Raw genomic sequence first — 17348 nt, forward strand, 5'->3', positions numbered from 1 at the left:
TACTGTTGCAATCGGCGCCCTCAGATGCCGAGCACGCGCTTCAACTGCGCTGCATCGACGCCGCTGCCCGCGAAATCGTCGAATGCATGCTCGGCCACGCGAATGATGTGCTCGCGGATAAACTCCGCACCTTCGCGCGCGCCGTCGTGCGGATGCTTGAGCGCGCATTCCCATTCGAGCACCGCCCAGCCGGGGAAATCGTATTGCGCCATTTTGGAAAAGATCGCGCGAAAATCGATCTGGCCGTCGCCGAGCGAGCGGAAGCGCCCCGCGCGCTCCACCCAGCCGCTATATCCGCCATACACGCCCTGCCTGCCGTTCGGCCGGAACTCCGCGTCCTTCACATGAAACGCCTTGATGCGCTCGTGATAGATGTCGATGAACGCGAGGTAGTCGAGTTGCTGCAGAACGAAATGGCTCGGATCGAAGAGGATATTCGCGCGCGGATGCTGGTTCACTGCATTCAGGAAGCGCTCGAAGGTCACCCCGTCGTGCAGATCCTCGCCGGGATGCAGTTCGTAGCACACGTCCACACCCGCTGCTTCGAACGCATCCAGAATCGGCGTCCAGCGGCGCGCGAGTTCGTCGAACGCGGCGTCGATCAAACCGGCTGGACGCTGCGGCCACGGGTAAACATACGGCCACGCGAGCGCGCCGGAAAACGACACATGCGTGGTCAGCCCCAAGCGCTGCGACGCCTTCGCGGCCAGCTTCAATTGCTCGATGGCCCACTGCGTGCGCGCTGCCGGGTCGCCACGCACATGCGGCGCCGCGAAGCCGTCGAACAATGCATCGTAAGCGGGGTGCACCGCCACAAGCTGCCCTTGCAGGTGCGTCGACAACTCGGTAATCGTGACGCCCGCGTTGTCGACCGTCTCGCGCAGTTCGTCGCAGTACGCCTGACTCGACGCCGCCTGTTCGAGGTCGATCAACCGCGCGTCGCACGGCACCTGAATGCCCTTGAAGCCGAGCCCCGCGGCCCAGCCAGCCAGATGCGCAAGATTGTCGAACGGCACTTCGTCGCCCATGAATTGAGCGAGAAAGATTGCCGGACCTTTGATGGTTCTCATCGTATGGTTCCTTTAGCGGGGTGCGCCTTCTGCCTACGCGCCCCGCTGCCAATGGACGGTGCACAAGATCAGAATGGCGAGTCCGGGAAATAGAACTGCTGCGCGTTCTCCTTCGTGATCAGCACCGACGGAATGATCGTGGTGGCCGGCAGCTTCTCGCCCTTCAGGCGTGCTTCGGCCGTAAGCTTGATTGCGTCGTAAATGAATTTCGGCGAGTACGACACGTCCGCCTGGATGCGCGGTGCGCCGTCCATCACGTTCTTCACCATGCCTTTCGAACCCGCGCCGCCGAACACGATCTTGACGTCGCTGCGCTTCGCCTGGTCGATGGCCTTGAGCACGCCGACCGCCATGTCGTCGTCGGCGGCCCACACGGCGTCGATGTGCTTGAAGCGCGTCAGATAGTCCTGCATGACCTTGAACGCGTCGTCGCGATTCCAGTTCGCGTATTTCGCGTCGAGAATCTTGATGTTCGGATAGCCCTTCAGCACGTTGGTAAACGCGGTCCATCGTTCGTTGTCGAGCGTCGTCGGAATGCCGCGCAGCGCGACGATGTCGCCCTTGCCGTCGAGCGCTTTCGCCAGAAATTCGGCGGGAATCCTGCCGAACGCGGTGTTGTCGCCGGCCACGTAGGCATCCTGCGCGCTGGTGTCCGTCAAGCCGCGATCCACCACCGTTACGTACACGCCCTTCTTCTTCACCTGCGCGACCGGCTGCGTGAGCGATGCCGATTCGAACGGGAAAATCACGAGCGCATTGATCTTGTTCACCGTGACCAGATCCTGCAACTGGTTCGCCTGTTCTGGCGCTCCGGCCGCTGTCTTCACGATGACTTTCAGATTCGGATGTTCTTTCTCGAGATCGGCCTTCGCCTTGTTCGCCCACCAGACGATGCCGCCCGTGAAGCCGTGGTCGGCTGTCGGAATCGCGACGCCCAGCGTGACCTTGTCGTCGGCTTGTGCAGCGCCTGCGGTGCCCAGTATCCCCAACGCCAGCATGCCGGCGCCGATCGCTCGAATGACCTGCTTCATGGTTGTGTCTCCAATTTGTGCTGTTGTGAGGCGTTCGTGCGCCCCTGCCATTGTGTCGCTTTGCAGCGCTACACCTACCGCCGTCCACGTTGAACGAACGCGACGAAGATAATCACCACGCCCTGCACCGCCGCGTTCAGATACACGCTGATGATGCTGGTCAGATTCAGAATATTGGCAATGACCGACAGCAGAATTGCGCCGATCACCGTGCCGATCACGCGTCCTTCTCCGCCCTTGAGCGCGGTGCCGCCCACCACGACCGAGGCAATCGCTTCGAGCTCCCATAGCAAACCGGTGGTCGGCGTCGCCGAGCCGAGGCGCGGCACATACAGCACGGTGGCCACGCCAACGCAAATGCCGAGCAGCACATATGTGACGATCTTCACGGTATCGACACGTATGGCCGCATAGCGCGCGACCTGTTCATTCGATCCGATCGCCTGCACATGACGCCCGAACGCAGTGCGATTCAGAATCAGCGCACCGCCCGCGGCCGTCACGAGAAATACCCAGATCGGCACGGGCACGCCGAAGAGACTCGCGTAATAGACGGGACCATATAGATCGGATAACGAATTATCCAGCGTCAGCGCGCCGCCGTCGGCGAGCCATGTCAGCACTGCGCGAAAAATACCCAGCGTGCCGAGCGTGACGATGAACGGCTCGATGCGCCCCTTGGTGATCAGCAGCCCGTGCGCGCAGCCGAAGAGTCCACCCAGCACGAACGCGAATGCGATGCCGAGCGTCACGATGACGAGCGGCGCGAACGTATGGCCGCCGACGCCCGCCGCAAGTCCGTTCATCAGCCAGATCATGCTCCCCGCGATCAGCGCCGCCATCGAGCCGACCGACAGATCGATGCCGCCCGAAATGATCACGAAGGTCATGCCCACCGCGATGATGCCGATGAACGACGTGCGCGTAAGCACGTTCATCATGTTGTCGAGCGTCGCGAAATCGCGATTCAGCAGCGTGCCGACGATACACAGCGCAATCAGACCGACGAGCGGTCCAAGCGCATACAGCCGATGCGCGAAGCGCAACGCGCGGCCGGATTGCACGGCTTCAGTGGGTGCCGGTCGCATGGGCGATCAACTCCTCTTCGGTCAGGTGTTCGAGCGTGAGCGTGGCTTGCAGGCGTCCCGCGCGCATCACGGCGACGCGATGGCACAAGCCGATCAACTCGATCAGTTCGGATGAAATGACGATCACCGCGCGGCCCTGCGCGGCGAGACGATGAATCAGAAAATAGATGTCGCGTTTCGCGCCGACGTCGACGCCGCGCGTCGGCTCGTCGAGCACGATCACGTCCGGCTCCGGCTGCAGAAACTTGGCAAGCGCAAGCTTCTGCTGGTTGCCGCCGGAGAGCATGCGCGCGCGGCTCGACAGGTCGCCCGTGCGAATGCCGAATTCGCTCACGGCGCTTTTCAACGCGTCGCGGCCCGCTTTCATGTCGAGCAGCGGATGCGCGTAGCGTTCCAGTGTCATGAGCGTCACGTTGTCCTGCAGGCTTAGGTTCACGTGCAGGCCCTTGCCTTTGCGGTCTTCGCTGAGATACGTGAGGCCGTGGCGCATTGCTTCGCGCGGACTTTTCAGATCGACGGGACGCCCCGCGATTTCGATTTGTCCGGCCGTGCGCTTGCGCAAGCCGATGATCGCTTCGAACGCTTCCGTGCGTCCCGCGCCGACGAGTCCCGCGAAGCCGAGCACTTCGCCGGCGCGCACGTCGAAGCTCAGATCGTCGACCCATTCGGGCACGGCGAGCCCTTGCACCTTCAGCGCGACCGGCGCGGCTGCGGATACGGTGATCTTCTCGGGGAACATGTCGGACACGTCGCGCCCGACCATCAGGTTCGCCATCTGTTGCCGCGCGAGCGCCGCCGTTTCATTGCGCGCGACGAAGCGGCCGTCGCGCATCACGATGACTTCGTCGGTAATGCGCTCGACTTCATCGAGCTTGTGCGAGATGTAGACGATGGTCACGCCATCGGCCTTCAACTTTGCCATCAGCGTGAAGAGGCGCTCGGTTTCGGACGGCGTGAGGGTTGCCGTCGGCTCGTCCATGATGAGCAGGCGGGCGCGGCGCGACAGCGCCTTCGCGATTTCCGCCATCTGCTTTTCCGCGACGATCAGTTCGCGCACCTTCGTGTCCGGAGCCTTGTCCAGTCCGACTTGCGCAAGATAACGCGCGGCCTCGGCGCGCATTGCCGTGTCGTCGACGAACCAGCCGCGCCGCTTCTCGTGGCCGAGATACATGTTTTGCGCGATCGTCAGATGCTCGGCGAGATTGAACTCCTGGTGAATCAGCACGATGCCTTGCGCTTCGGCGTCGCGCGAACCGGCAAAGTGGCAGGCATGGCCGTCGACATGCAACGTGCCCGACGTCGCGGTTTCATAGCCGGCGAGGATTTTCATCAGCGTGGACTTGCCCGCGCCGTTCTCCCCGAGCAAACCGTAGATGCGCCCCGGCGCGAGATCGAAGCTCACGCCATGCAGCACGCGCACCGGGCCGAAGTCTTTGCGGATGTCGTCGAAGCGGATAGCGAGGCTCATGCTTCACGTACTCCCGCGAATCACGAGCCGGTGCGGCAGCAGCACGCCCGGCACGTTTGCCAGCGGATTGGCGAGCCGCTGCAACAGGAGGCGGGCGGCGGTCTCGCCCAGTTCGCGCATGGGCTGCGCGATCGTGGTGAGCGGCGGATCGATTTGCGCGGCAATGGAGATATCGTCGAACCCGACCACGGCGACGTCGTCGGGTACGCGTTTGCCGACGCTGCGCAAGCCGTGAAGCACGCCCGTCGCGAGCGTGTCGGACACGGCGAAGATCGCGGTCGGCGCGTCGGGCGGCAGCATCAGCGTGGCCGCCGCCGAAGCGCCCGCCTCGTAGTCGAGGCTGTTCAGATTCATGCGCCAGCCGTCGAGCGGCGTGATGCCCGCGTCGGTCAGCGCATCGAGATAGCCTTGCTGACGCTGCCGCGCGTACAGATAGTCGGTGTCGGAATTGATGAGGCCGATGCGCCGATGCCCGCGCGAAAGAAGATGCCGCACGGCGTCGCCCGCGGCGCGGTAGTTGTCGATGCCCACATACGGCACGCCCACCGCCGGATCGAACTCACAGCATGCGACCCACGGCAACGCGCCGGATGTATCGGCCTGTGCCTGCTGGATCGTCGCCGGGTCCAGACAGATCGCGCCGTCCGCACGGCGGCGGCGCAGCAGATCGAAGTAGCTGCGCTCACGGCCGGGATCCGCGCCCGTATCGCAGAGCAGCATGAAGTAACCGTGCTGGCGCGCGACGCTGTCGATGCCGCGCACGATCTCCGCGTAAAACGGATTGCCGAAGTCGGGGACCATCGTGAGTAAGAGGCGGCTTTCGGCGGTGCGCAGATTGCGCGCGAGTTCGTTGACGCGGTAGCCGCTCGCGTCGACGGCGGCGAGCACTTTGTCGCGAGTCGCGGGCCGGACGTTCTCGTGGCCATTCAGCACGCGCGACACGGTCGCCACGGAAACGCCCGCCTGCCTCGCCACGCCCGCGATGGAGAGCCCTTCCGCCGAGCGCGACGCACGCGAAAGCGGTTGCACTCGCGGCTCGTCGCCGGTCGCGGACACCGCTGCGGGCTTCGCTTTTGATGTCGATCTGGACAAGGCAGCGGCTTCCGGAAATGTAATCGATTACATTTTTTAGCGAACGCGGGCAGAAGTGCAAGGCCGGAATGCTAGGGATTTACACGGGGGCAACCGCGAAAAAGCGCGCGGGAGCGTCGGGACGAAAGCGCGAACCCCAGCTGCGCCGGCGAAAGGCCGCTTGGCGCGATGCCCGCCTTGGCCCGAACCGCCGGCGCCATTTGGTACAATCCCGCAGTTACCCTGCCGTGGCTTGCGCATCGAGTGACAGCCTGAGTGTCAGCCTGTGTGTGAGCGCTAACGTCGGCGCGAATGTCAGCACGATCGTCAGCGGGCTATCCGCCGAAGCCGCCGCGCAGTGGGAAAATCGCAAAACTCGCCAAACCAGAACCGCCAAATCCACCATGAACATCGAGCAAGCGCGTTTCAACATGATCGAACAGCAGATCCGCCCCTGGGAAGTGCTCGACCAGGACGTGCTGAATCTGCTGTCGATCGTCAAGCGTGAAAACTTCGTCCCGGCCGCATACCGCGATCTGGCTTTCGCCGACTTTGAAGTGCCGCTGCCGGCCGGTCAGCACATGCTCGCGCCGCGCGTCGAAGCGCGCACGCTGCAGGAACTGGCGGTGAAGAAACATGAAAGCGTGCTGGAAATCGGCGCCGGTTCCGGCTACATGGCGGCGCTGCTCGCGCACCGCGCGCAACACGTGCTGACGGTCGAGATCGAGCCGGAACTCGCGCAACTGGCAAAGAACAACCTGATCGCGAACGGCGTGCTGAATGCCGAAGTCGCGACCGGCGACGCGGCGCGCGGCTGGGCCGCCGCCGCTCCGTACGACGTGATCTGCGTGTCGGGCGGTCTGCCCGTGCTGCCGCAGGAAATTCTCGAACACCTGAAGATCGGCGGCCGTCTGGCGGCGTTTGTCGGCACCGCGCCGGTCATGAAGGCGCAGATCATCACGCGTATCGACGAAAAGCAGTACCGCATTGCCGACGTGTTCGAGACGTACGTCGAACCGCTCGTCAACGCCGTGCAACCGCCGCGCTTCAAGTTCTGATTCGCCTGTTTTTCACGGACGTCCGGCGCGCCGCCGTCCTCTGAACGGAAGTCTCGCTGATGCAAAACCTCACCGCTCCCGCGCTCGCCGAATGGCTCGCCGACACGTCGCGCCCCGCACCCGTCCTGCTCGACGTGCGCGAGCCATGGGAAATCCAGACGGCGTCGATGGCCGGCATCGTGTCGATTCCCATGCGTGAGATTCCCGCGCGCAGCGAAGAACTCGACGACGACGCGCAGATCGTCTGCATCTGCCATCACGGCGCCCGCAGCGCGCAGGTCGCGATGTTCCTCGAATCGCGCGGCCACGCGAACGTCTTCAATCTGCAAGGCGGGATCGACGCATGGTCGCGCCAGGTCGACCCGTCGGTGCCCACCTACTAAGCGCCCACGCGCAATGAAGCGTTAGCACGCGCCGCTCCTGGCGTCTGCTCTGGCGCTCGCTTGCGGATTTGTGCGTGTTGCACGCGCCGCCCGCGCAAGCCGTCGACCTCTCCCAACTCTACGACGAAGCGCTCTCCAACGACGCGCCACTGCAAAGCGCGCGCGCCGCGCTTGCCGCCAACAGCGAAGAACTGCCGCTCGCACGCGCGAAGCTGCTGCCGCAAGTCTCGGCATCGCTCAATGGCAGCCGTCAGAGCACGGACTTTGGCGGCGGCTTTCCGGCATCGTATGGCAACACCTACGGCTATGTGGTCTCGCTTACGCAACCGCTGATTCATGTGGACAGCAGGTACGGCTATGCGCAGGGCAAACTCGCGGTCGCGTCTGCGCAGGCGTCGTTCGCGCAGGCGCGCCAGGATCTGATCGTGCGCCTTGGCGAGGCATACTTCGACGCGCTCGCCGCGCAAGACAGCGTTGCCATTGCGCGGTCGTAGAAGGCGTCGATCGCGCAGCAACTCGAATCGGCGAAGCGTTCATTCGAAGTGGGCAACACGACGATCACCGACACGAACGAAGCGCAGGCCAAATACGATCAGGCGGTCTCGCAGGAAATCGCCGCGCAGAACGATCTCGCCGTAAAGCTGACGGCGTTGCAGCAGATCGTCGGGCATCCGGTCGAGCATATCGACGGGCTCGCGGCCGGCGCTCCGCTGCCGCCGCCCGTGCCCGCGGACATCAACCAATGGGTCGATGCGGCGAGCGACGCCAACTATCAGGTCGTACTCAGACAGATCGCGCTCGATAACGCGCAGCGCGAAACGTCGAAGGCGAAAGCCGGCCATCTGCCGACGGTCGACCTGGTCGCGAGCCGCTCGCGTAGCAGCGTGGCGCGGCGGGAGCCGGCAACTTCGGTGGAAATTTCGGCGGCGGCTTCGGCAGCGGCGCGAATACGCCGTCGCCCGGCCCGCCTGCGCTTGCAGCGGAACTGGGCAACCTCGGCTCCTCGTACACGAACAGCACCATTGGCGTGCAGGTCACGATTCCGCTTTTTGCCGGCGGCGCGACGCAAAGCCGCGTGCGCCAGACGCTCGCGCTGGAAGATCAGGCCGCCGCCGATCTGGCGACGGGACAGTAGGCGCTGTTGCGGTTGAAGGCCGTGCCGCACTGGCCGCACCAGGCCGCACTGTTAACCACACATAAATCGCACGCTCTTCAACGGCGATTTTCCAGGCAGCTTCCTGAAGAACGGGACGCAACCGCGTGCTCCCACTTTCGCACCTATCCGCGCGTGCGGGCGCTTTGAATCGACTCCCATCTTTCTGAATGTCATCGGGGCTTAACTTGAGTTACTCAAGATCCGTTCCCATTCGAACTTTAACAACCGACATCAGGAAGCCTATGTTGTTTCAATCACCCGCACGCCGCCCGTTATCGACTTTCGTTGCCCTCTGTACTCTGCTGACGCTGGGTGCGTGCGGCAGCAACGACGAGCTCCAAAGCAGTGCGGCCGTCGCGCCCGCCCCGCCGGCGGATCCTGGATTTGTGGATAGCGCATCCATTCCGCCCGTGCCGGCGTTCGTCGACAATGCCGCTTCCAATCAAAGAAACGACGCGCACTTCGCGACACTCGATACGAATGCCGGCGTACGCGTTGTCACCCGTTTCCTCGACTTGTGGCAGCCGTCGACCATGATTGTCGACGCGGGAGCGTCCGCGCCGGCAGTCGACGGCTTCCCCGCCGTAGTTGCCTCCACATGCTCGGGTCTCGTCAACTCAGGCACGGCTTGCGGCACGATCCTCAATGCGGCCGTGCTGAGTCAGAACACGCAGTTCGTCGTCAACGAGACGGTCGCGCGCACCCAGGCGCAAGCGGATGCAGCGTATTTCGACGACCGTCGCAACAAGGGTTACAGCGTGACCGACGGTATGGGACCGTTGACCGGCGCATGGCTAGGTCTGACGCAGCAAACCACGACTATCACCTCGATTCCGGCGAACGCGACCACCACGCTGTACAACGACGCAGGCAACAACACGGGCGTTGGCCGCCCGGCCAATGCGGCGTTCGGCACCGTCGTCGACTTTGTCAACGCAATGAGCACGAACGGTTCGACTGAACCGGCGAAGCGCTTCTACAAATACGCCAGGCCGTACCGCTGGAGCAGTTCGGTGGTGGTCGCGCCGACACTCGTGCCGGCCGAAAGCGCCACGCCCGCCACCGACGGCGGCTTCATCAGCGGCCATACGGCGGAGGCAATGCGCGACTCGATGGCCATGGCTTACGTGGTTCCGCAGCGCTTCCAGGAAATGATGAGTCGTGCGATGGAACTGGGCGAAAACCGGATCGTCGCAGGGATGCATTCGCCGCTCGACGTGACGGGTGGACGGATGCAGGGCCTCGCGGTAGTGGCCGCCAATCTCTATAACCCGGCTAACGCGTCCCTGAAGGCCGCGGCATATGCGCAGGCCCAAAATGCTTTGATGGCGCAAACCAGTACGACGAGCAGCACGTTCAACACGTTCGCGCATTCGGGCACAGCCACGACGGACCGTTTCGCCGTCTATACGGCCAACCGGTCGAACTACTTGCGTCGGATGACATTCGGCTTCTCGCAAATCGAAGCGACCGACGCAGCGCCAGTGGTTCCGAAGGGAGCAGAACTGCTGCTGGAAACCCGCTTTCCTTACCTCAGCGCGGATCAACGCCGCGTCGTGCTGAAGACGACGGAACTTCCGTCCGGCTATCCCGTCATGGACGATGCCGAAGGCTGGGGGCGCTTGAACATGTTCGCAGCCGCGGACGGCTACGGCGCGTTCAACGGCAATGTCGTCGTTTCGATGGACGCGACACAAGGTGGCTTCAACGCGCTCGACACCTGGCGCAACCCGATCTCGGGCGCGGGCAAGCTGACCGTGCAGGGCACAGGCACGCTGAGACTGGCCGGAGCCAACACGTTCTCGGGTGGCTCGCAGATTGCCGGGGGCACGCTCGAAGCCGACTCCGCGTCCGCGCTCGGAACGGGTGACGTCTATCTCGATGCGGGCTCGCTGGTCGTCAATGCGCCCGGTGTGGTTTCCGTCGTTGGCAAATTCACGCAACTCGCGAATACGACGTTGGAACTGAATATCGGTGCCAACGGACAAGGCTCGATGAAGGTCGGCGCTCAGACCACGGTTCTCGGGGGAACGCTGCATGTGAAGTTCGTCGACGGCTTCAAACCGAAGGCGGGCGATACGATCACTGTGATCAGCGGCAATGGTTCGAACGTGAAGTTCTCCGCTGTTTCCGTTGACGGCTTCAAAGCCACGCCTGTCTACACATCGAGCGGCGTTCAGGTACATCTCGATTCTTAACCAAGGCAGAAAGGCTCCCGCCCTTCGCCACATCAACTGCGAGTCCGCTCGGCGCGGACTCGCAGCCTCACTCCTAGCCCTGCACGAAAGCCAGCAAATCAGCGTTGAGCACATCCGCGTTCAACGTCAACATGCCGTGCCCGAAGCCGGGATACGTCTTCAATGTTCCGTTCTTCAACAGCTTGATCGACTTCAGCGCCGCATCCGCAAACGGCACGATCTGGTCGTCTTCGCCGTGCAGCACGAGAGTCGGCACGCTGATCGCGCGAAGGTCTTCGGTCTGGTCGGTTTCCGAGAAGGCCTTGATGCCTTCGTAGTGCGCCTTCGCGCTGCCCATCATGCCCTGACGCCACCAGTTCTGGATCACGCCTTGATGAGCCGTCGCGCCGGGACGGTTGAAGCCGTAGAACGGCCCCGCCGGAACGTCGACGAAGAACTGCGCGCGGTTGTCGGCAAGCGCCTTGCGAAAGCCGTCGAAAACCTCGAGCGGCAGGCCTTCCGGATTCGCCTCGGTCTTGAGCATCAGCGGCGGCACGGCGCTCACCAGCACGGCCTTCGCAACGCGGCCAGCCGGTTCGCCGTGCTTCGCCACATAACGAGCCACCTCGCCGCCGCCGGTCGAATGTCCGATATGCACGGCATTGCGCAGATCGAGCGCTTCCACCACCGCGAAAGCGTCGGCGGCATAGTGGTCCATGTCGTGTCCGTCAGAGACTTGCGACGAACGGCCGTGGCCGCGCCGGTCGTGAGCGATCACGCGGAAGCCCTTCTGAACGAAGAACAGCATCTGCGTATCCCAGTCGTCGGAAGACAACGGCCAGCCGTGGTGGAACACGATCGGTTGCGCGTCCTTCGGACCCCAGTCTTTGTAGAAAATTTCGACATTGTCCTTCGTTGTCACGTACGGCATGGTCGTTTCTCCTGTTTCACGTTTCGGGCGATAGCCGACTAGATGATCCGGCGCGAGTGTTACGAAAGCCACCATGGTGGCAACAAACTGTAGAGCGAACTGCGCAACACGCTGAAGGGAGAATACTGACACGCGCCTCGTTATGGAAGGTCGCCGTAAAAAACTGATCGTTGCGCCTGTGCCATCAATCGCTCCTGGGCACGCTGTTCGCGTCGCAATTTATTGAGCCGTTTCGTCCATCCGATTAGGAAATTTCGCAGAGTTTTCCGAATACCACACGGGCACCATGCTCGGTCCATTTCGGGAGCCGTGTGATGAGACTCATGAAGATAGCGATGCTGGCCGCAACCGTGTTGCCGCTGTCGTCGTATGCCGCGCTGGGCGGCTCGGCGGTCGCGGGCGCGTCCGTGCCGCTCGTGCTGCGCGCCGCCACGCCACAGTCCGCCCCGGCGTCCGCAAGCAGCCAGCCGGCCAGCGGGCCCTTGAGCGCGGCGCCCTACTCGGTGCGCCAGTCGGTCGACGCGAACGGCGTCACGATCCGCGAATACATGCTGCCCTCCAATGTCGTGTTCGCCGTCACCTGGGACGGACCAGTGCGCCCGAATATGCGCGCGCTGCTCGGCAGTTACTTCGCAAATTACGTTGCAGCCGGGCAAAGCGGCGTGCGCGGCTCCGGTCCTCTGATAGAAGGCAACGACGACTTCCGCATCGAATCCGCAGGCCGCCTCGGGCGCTTCTTCGGCATGGCCTGGTTGCCGCGTCTGATGCCCACGGGCGTGCGGCCGGGCGATCTCGAATAACAGGCGTTCCGCTTCCTGAGAAAACACATGAATACATTGAAGAAGACGCTTTCGCTCGCGGCGGCCATCGGCGTTCTGGCGCTTTCCGCTTGCGGCGGCGGGGGCGGCGGCACCGGCACTCAGGGCGATAATTCGGCCGGCTGGAACGCCACGCCGCAATGGACACCGCACGGGTCCGGCACCTCCAGCGGTTCGGGGAACTCATCGCTGCCCGCTACCGGCGACAACACGGTCACGATCCGCGTCGACAATACGATGGGAGGCGCCAACCTGCTCAAGGCCTCGATCAGGGTATGCGTGCCGGGCACCGGGAGTGCGCCGCAATGCGTGACCGTCGACAACATGCTGGTCGATACCGGCTCCACCGGCGTGCGCCTCGCGGCGCGCGCCATTCCCACGCTGGCCCCGCTGCTGCTGACGCAAGTCGGCGCAGTCGACGACACGAGCGGCTCCGCGCCCATCGTCGAATGCATGCCGTTCGGCTCGGGCTATACGTGGGGCTCGGTCAAACGCGCCGACATTACGATCGGCAGCAAGACAGCAAGCAACCTTCCGATCCAGGTGTACGCGGACGGCGCATTTCCCACGCCCGACGACTGCACGAACTACGGTGCCGACATGGGCGGCGGCGCCTTCGCCGGCATAAACGGTATTCTCGGCGTCGACAATTTCGCGATCGACTCGGGCGACGCGGTCACTACCGCCATTCCTGGCAATTACTACTATTGCCCATCGCAGAACTCGTGCATTAGCACACGCATGCTGGCGGGCAAGGAAGTGAAGAACCCCGTGGCCGCATTTGCCACGGACAACAACGGCACGATCATCCGCCTGCCCGCCGTGCCGGCCGGCGGCCAGACGAGCGTCACGGGGCAACTGGTGTTCGGCATCGGTACGCAGCAGAACAACGCGTTGCCGTCTGGCGCGACCGTGCTTGCCATCGACAAATACGGCGCTTTCACGACGCAGTATCACGGCAAGGTCTTCACCCGCAGCGTGATAGACAGCGGCACCAATGCGTATGCTTTCCCCGACGACACCATCGCGACGAGCGCGGACAGCTGGTACACGCCTGCTGCGCCGCTGAATCTGAGCGCAACGATGGAGGCCACGAACGGCACGGGCAAACCGCTCGATATGCCGTTCTCCATTGCCGATACGAGCAACCTGCGGTCATCCGGCTACTACGCTCTCAGCAACGCGGGCGCGAACTTCGCGTATGGTGGGAAAAACAGCACGTTCTTGTGGGGGTTGCCATTTTTCTATGGCCGGGACGTCTACACGGTAATGGGAAACGCGAAGGTCGGTAACCAGACAGGACCGTTCGTCGCGTTCTGACGATCAACTGAGGTCGTACTCGAGGCGCGGCGTTATCGCAGCGCCTCCTTAAGCCGTTTCCTACCACCCATTCAGCCTCATCTGCACATTCCGATATAGCCGCGCTGGCAACATGCTCCGACCTGTTTCGTGGAGCGATCCGATGATTCTTACTAAGGCCGCACTGGCCGTTGCGGCCATGTTGCCGCTGGCTTCTTTTGCGGCATTGGGCGGCGCGCCGAGCCTCGGTACAACGTCGCACTCGTTGCTCCGGTCGGCAGCGGCCGTTGCCACGCCCGCCGCGACGGCGCCGTACACGGTGCGCGAATCAAGCGATAACGACGGCGTCAGGATTCGCGAATATGTATCGCCTGGCAACGTCGTGTTCGCCGTCGCATGGCAAGGCCCGGTGCGTCCGGACATGAACGCGCTGCTCGGCAACTACTTTCAACGCGCCGCGTCGGCGGGTGCCGGCCATCCGCGCGGCACCGGCCCATTGATCGACCGTAGCGGCGACTTTCAGATCGAGTCGGTCGGCCGCCCCGGCAACTTCTTCGGCAAGGCCCTGTTGCCGCGCCTGCTGCCGGCGCATGTACGCGCCGAAGACATCCAGTAACGCCGTGCGCGGACTCACAGAACAAGAAAACGATGAACACTTTCAGCAAGACCCTTTGCTTCGCGTTGCTAACGACCAGCGTCGGGCTGTCCGCCTGTGGCGGTGGCGGCAGTAGCGACGACGGGGGCTCGAAGCCGGCGCAGAGTAACGATAAGGCGGGTTCGTCGGAACCGGCTTCAGGGGTCGCTGGGGGGCAAGGGCCGGCGCCTGCGTCCACGTCTGCACCGAGTCCAACTCCCAGTCCGGCGCCACCTCCGGCTCCGCGTCCTACGCCTACGCCGTCGCCAACGCCGTCACCGAGCCCGAAGCCGACACCAGCACCGTCGCCAACGCCAAGCCCGAAGCCGGCGCCTACACCGGCACCGACACCGGCACCCACACCAACGCCAAGTCCAACTCCAACTCCAGCACCAGCACCAGCACCCACACCAACGCCCACACCCACACCAACGCCCACACCAACACCTACCCCCACCACGAACACCGCTCCCATCATCGTTGAACGATGGACAGGCGGCTATGCCAACACGCCCTACGTCACCGTCACGTTCTGCATCCCGGGCGTGCAAGGCGCGAATCAGTGCGCGACGATCGATCACATGCTGCTCGACACGGGCTCGGCAGGCGTGCGTGTGTTGGCAAGTGCGCTGGGCCCGGCGCTGGCAGGCAGCTTGCCCGCGCAGACCGGCGCGACCGACGACCCCACCCGCGGCGCGCCCATCTCCCAATGCGCGATCTTCGCGTCGGGCTATACGTGGGGCTCGGTGAAGCGTGCGGACGTGACCATTGGCGGAAAGCTGGCGGGCAATCTGCCAGTCCAGGTTATCGGCGACGGCGCGAACGCCACGCCGCCGGATTGCGCGTCGCGCGGCGTCTCCGACATCGGCAGTGTTGCGCAGCTCGGAGCGAACGGCGTGGTCGGCATCGGCTCGGCGGTACGCGACTTTCCGCTCGCCGCACAATATGTGTTGCCGGCGACGTACTACTATTGCCCGTCCACCGGGTCGTGCACGAGCACGCGCGTGCCGCTCGACACACAGATCATGAATCCGGTTGCCGACTTCACTACCGACAACAACGGCACGATCATCCGCCTGCCCGCGTTGCAGCCCGGCGGTCAGGCGAGCGCGGCGGGTGAACTCGTGTTCGGCATCGGGACGCAGCAGAACAATGGGTTGCCGACGAGCGCGAATATCATCCCGCTCGACAGCAACGGCTTTTTCGCGACCGCGTATAAGGGCAGCACGTTCGGCAACGGCGTTATCGACAGCGGCTCGAACACGACCATCTTCCGCGATCCGGCCATTCCGTTCGACGCGTGGGGTCGCTACACGCCTTCCACCACGCTAAGCCTGTCCGCTGTGCTGAAGCCGACGGGCAGCGCGGCCACGTCCGGTACCGTGCCGTTCCAGGTAGCCAACACGGCGAGCCTGCTCTCCGGCACCTATGCGGCGCTCGATAACATTGCGTCGTACACGTCCGTCTCCAGTTACTTCATCTGGGGCTTGCCGTTCTTCTTTGGCCGCAGTCTGTACACCGCGCTGAATGGATCGCAAGCCGGATCGCAAAGTGGACCGTTCGTCGCGTTCTAGCGCGCCGACGCAAAACCCGCGCAATGCATGAGGCCGGCGCGGCACGCGCTGGCCTCATGCAAACGCCTGATGCGAACACCTCATGCAAACGCCCGATGCAGCCGCCTTGAGGCAAACTTATAAAGCCTCAGCGCATAAAGCAAACGCCTAAAGCGAACACGCAAAGCCAACGCCTCCGGCCATCCACTCCAAACGTTCAATCCGTCTCCCTCAACACCTGGGCTACCGTCGCAAAGATCTCGTCGATCTGCTCCTCTTCGATAATGAGCGGCGGCGAGAACGCGAGAATGTCGCCGGTATAGCGCGTCAATAGGCCCTTCTGGAAACATCGCACGAACACGTCGTAAGCGCGTGCGCCAGGCGCTCCGTCGCGCGGCGCAAGCTCGACGCCGCCCACAAGCCCGAGATTGCGGACGTCGATCACGTGCCGTTCCCCGCGCAGCTTGTGAATCGCGCGCTCGAAAAGCGGCGCCATCCGCGCGGCCCGGTCGAATAACTGCTCGCGCTCGTAGAGGTCGATCGTCGCGCATGCCGCGGCGGCCGCAATCGGATGTCCCGAGTATGTGTAGCCATGAAAGAGTTCGATGCCGCCCGGCGCGCCGTTCACGATCGAGTCGTGAATCTGGCCGCTTGCAGCCACCGCGCCCATCGGAGCGGCTGCGTTGTTGGTGCCCTTCGCCATCGTCAGCAGGTCAGGCGTGATGCCGAAGTACCGCGCGGCGAACGGCGCGCCGAGGCGGCCCCAACCGGTGATGACTTCGTCGAAGATCAGCAGAATGCCGTGCTTGTCGCAGATCTCGCGCAGCCGTTGAAGATACCCTTGCGGCGGAATCAGCACGCCTGTCGATCCGGCCACCGGCTCGACGATCACCGCGGCAACCGTCGACGCATCGTGCAGCGTGACGATCCGCTCGAGTTCGTCGGCGAGATGCGCGCCCCACGCCGGTTGGCCTTTCGAATAAGCGGCCTCCTTGATGTTCAGCGTATGCGGCAAATGATCGACCGACGGCAGCAGCGCGCCCGAAAACGCCTTGCGGTTGGGCGCAATGCCGCCCACGGAAATACCGCCGAAGCCCACGCCGTGATAGCCGCGTTCGCGTCCAATGAAGCGCGTGCGTTGGCCCTCGCCGCGCGAGCGGTGATAGGCCAGCGCGATCTTCAGCGCGGTATCGACTGCTTCCGAGCCTGAGTTCACGAAGAAAATGTGCTTCAGATCGCCTGGCGTGTGCCGCGCGATCTTCGTCGCGGCCTCGAATGCTTTCGGGTGACCCATCTGGAAAGTGGGCGCGAAATCCATCTCAGCGGCCTGAGCCTGCACGGCGGCCACGATTTCATCGCGGCAATGCCCGGCGTTCACGCACCACAGTCCCGCGGTGCCGTCGAGAATGCGCCGGCCATCATGCGATGTGTAGTACATGCCTTTCGCGCTCGCGAGCAGACGGGGCGCACTCTTGAACTGGCGATTGGCGGTGAAGGGCATCCAGAACGCGGACATATCTGGTTGATTGGCGCCGGCGGACTCAGTCATCTCATATCTCCATGCAAAGCTGTCGACCGGAGTTGGCGCTTTAGCGCTTACTCCGGTCCCAT

Annotated in this window: 15 protein-coding genes and 2 pseudogenes; 9 read left to right on the forward strand and 8 right to left on the reverse strand. The window is 63.6% G+C overall.

Annotated elements, in window-relative coordinates; all coding sequences use genetic code 11:
- Window positions 1–20: 20 nt before the first annotated feature.
- The 5 genes from JMY24_RS18335 to JMY24_RS18355 all read right to left on the reverse strand — a co-directional run bounded on the left by JMY24_RS18335 (window position 21) and on the right by JMY24_RS18355 (window position 5749).
- On the reverse strand, window positions 21–1070 hold the full coding sequence (locus tag JMY24_RS18335; RefSeq protein WP_128586264.1) for a sugar phosphate isomerase/epimerase family protein: 1050 nt from the start codon (window positions 1068–1070) through the stop codon (window positions 21–23).
- A gap of 68 nt (window positions 1071–1138) precedes the next feature.
- On the reverse strand, window positions 1139–2101 hold the full coding sequence (locus tag JMY24_RS18340) for a substrate-binding domain-containing protein (RefSeq protein ID WP_128594456.1): 963 nt from the start codon (window positions 2099–2101) through the stop codon (window positions 1139–1141).
- 74 nt (window positions 2102–2175) lie between these two features.
- Complete coding sequence (locus tag JMY24_RS18345) at window positions 2176–3189, reverse strand: ABC transporter permease (protein ID WP_128589514.1); 1014 nt, start codon at window positions 3187–3189, stop codon at window positions 2176–2178.
- Entirely contained in the window at window positions 3170–4657 is a 1488-nt protein-coding gene (locus tag JMY24_RS18350; protein ID WP_128594455.1) for a sugar ABC transporter ATP-binding protein, read from the reverse strand. Before JMY24_RS18350 ends, JMY24_RS18345 begins: the two co-directional genes overlap by 20 nt.
- Window positions 4658–4660: 3 nt before the next feature.
- Window positions 4661–5749 carry a LacI family DNA-binding transcriptional regulator gene (locus JMY24_RS18355; RefSeq protein WP_201702639.1) on the reverse strand — a complete coding sequence of 363 codons (1089 nt, stop codon included), beginning with the start codon at window positions 5747–5749 and terminating at the stop codon, window positions 4661–4663.
- Window positions 5750–6132: 383 nt separating this feature from the next.
- On the opposite strand from JMY24_RS18355, the gene JMY24_RS18360 reads away from it, so the two are divergent.
- The 3 genes and pseudogenes from JMY24_RS18360 to JMY24_RS18370 all read left to right on the forward strand — a co-directional run.
- Window positions 6133–6786, forward strand: coding sequence for a protein-L-isoaspartate O-methyltransferase family protein (locus tag JMY24_RS18360; RefSeq protein ID WP_128589520.1), 654 nt, complete (start codon window positions 6133–6135; stop codon window positions 6784–6786).
- A 59-nt stretch (window positions 6787–6845) separates the two neighbouring features.
- Entirely contained in the window at window positions 6846–7169 is a 324-nt protein-coding gene (locus JMY24_RS18365) for a rhodanese-like domain-containing protein (protein WP_020065131.1), read from the forward strand.
- A 74-nt stretch (window positions 7170–7243) separates the two neighbouring features.
- Window positions 7244–7777: pseudogene (locus tag JMY24_RS18370) on the forward strand (TolC family protein); the annotation flags it as partial.
- On the opposite strand, the gene JMY24_RS18375 reads toward JMY24_RS18370, so the two are convergent.
- On the reverse strand, window positions 7703–8011 hold the full coding sequence (locus JMY24_RS18375) for a hypothetical protein (RefSeq protein WP_201702701.1): 309 nt from the start codon (window positions 8009–8011) through the stop codon (window positions 7703–7705). The pseudogene JMY24_RS18370 and the gene JMY24_RS18375 overlap by 75 nt on opposite strands.
- Before the next feature lie 98 nt (window positions 8012–8109).
- Here JMY24_RS18375 and JMY24_RS18380 point away from each other — a divergent pair.
- Window positions 8110–8304 (forward strand): annotated as a pseudogene (locus JMY24_RS18380) (TolC family protein); the annotation flags it as partial.
- Window positions 8305–8567: 263 nt separating this feature from the next.
- The gene (locus tag JMY24_RS18385; protein ID WP_128594452.1) at window positions 8568–10523 is read left to right on the forward strand and encodes an acid phosphatase; all 1956 of its coding nucleotides are present in this window, start codon (window positions 8568–8570) and stop codon (window positions 10521–10523) included.
- Between the two features lie 73 nt (window positions 10524–10596).
- On the opposite strand, the gene JMY24_RS18390 is transcribed toward JMY24_RS18385, so the two are convergent.
- Window positions 10597–11433: an alpha/beta fold hydrolase gene (locus JMY24_RS18390; protein ID WP_128592563.1), complete on the reverse strand. Its 837-nt coding sequence runs from the start codon at window positions 11431–11433 to the stop codon at window positions 10597–10599.
- 314 nt (window positions 11434–11747) lie between these two features.
- On the opposite strand from JMY24_RS18390, the gene JMY24_RS18395 reads away from it, so the two are divergent.
- From JMY24_RS18395 to JMY24_RS18410, 4 genes are all read left to right on the forward strand, one after another.
- Window positions 11748–12233 carry a DUF2844 domain-containing protein gene (locus JMY24_RS18395; protein ID WP_201702642.1) on the forward strand — a complete coding sequence of 162 codons (486 nt, stop codon included), beginning with the start codon at window positions 11748–11750 and terminating at the stop codon, window positions 12231–12233.
- Window positions 12234–12260: 27 nt separating this feature from the next.
- Complete coding sequence (locus JMY24_RS18400; protein WP_128594449.1) at window positions 12261–13571, forward strand: DUF3443 domain-containing protein; 1311 nt, start codon at window positions 12261–12263, stop codon at window positions 13569–13571.
- A 142-nt stretch (window positions 13572–13713) separates the two neighbouring features.
- Window positions 13714–14166 (forward strand): DUF2844 domain-containing protein, encoded by a 453-nt coding sequence (locus JMY24_RS18405; protein WP_128592376.1) that lies wholly within the window; start codon window positions 13714–13716, stop codon window positions 14164–14166.
- Between the two features lie 32 nt (window positions 14167–14198).
- Window positions 14199–15758, forward strand: coding sequence for a DUF3443 domain-containing protein (locus JMY24_RS18410; protein WP_201702643.1), 1560 nt, complete (start codon window positions 14199–14201; stop codon window positions 15756–15758).
- Between the two features lie 196 nt (window positions 15759–15954).
- On the opposite strand, the gene aptA is transcribed toward JMY24_RS18410, so the two are convergent.
- Window positions 15955–17286 carry an omega-aminotransferase AptA gene (gene aptA / locus JMY24_RS18415; RefSeq protein ID WP_128594435.1) on the reverse strand — a complete coding sequence of 444 codons (1332 nt, stop codon included), beginning with the start codon at window positions 17284–17286 and terminating at the stop codon, window positions 15955–15957.
- Window positions 17287–17348: the final 62 nt, after the last annotated feature.

Origin of the sequence: Paraburkholderia kirstenboschensis, from assembly GCF_904848585.1 — a bacterium.
GTDB lineage: Bacteria > Pseudomonadota > Gammaproteobacteria > Burkholderiales > Burkholderiaceae > Paraburkholderia > Paraburkholderia kirstenboschensis.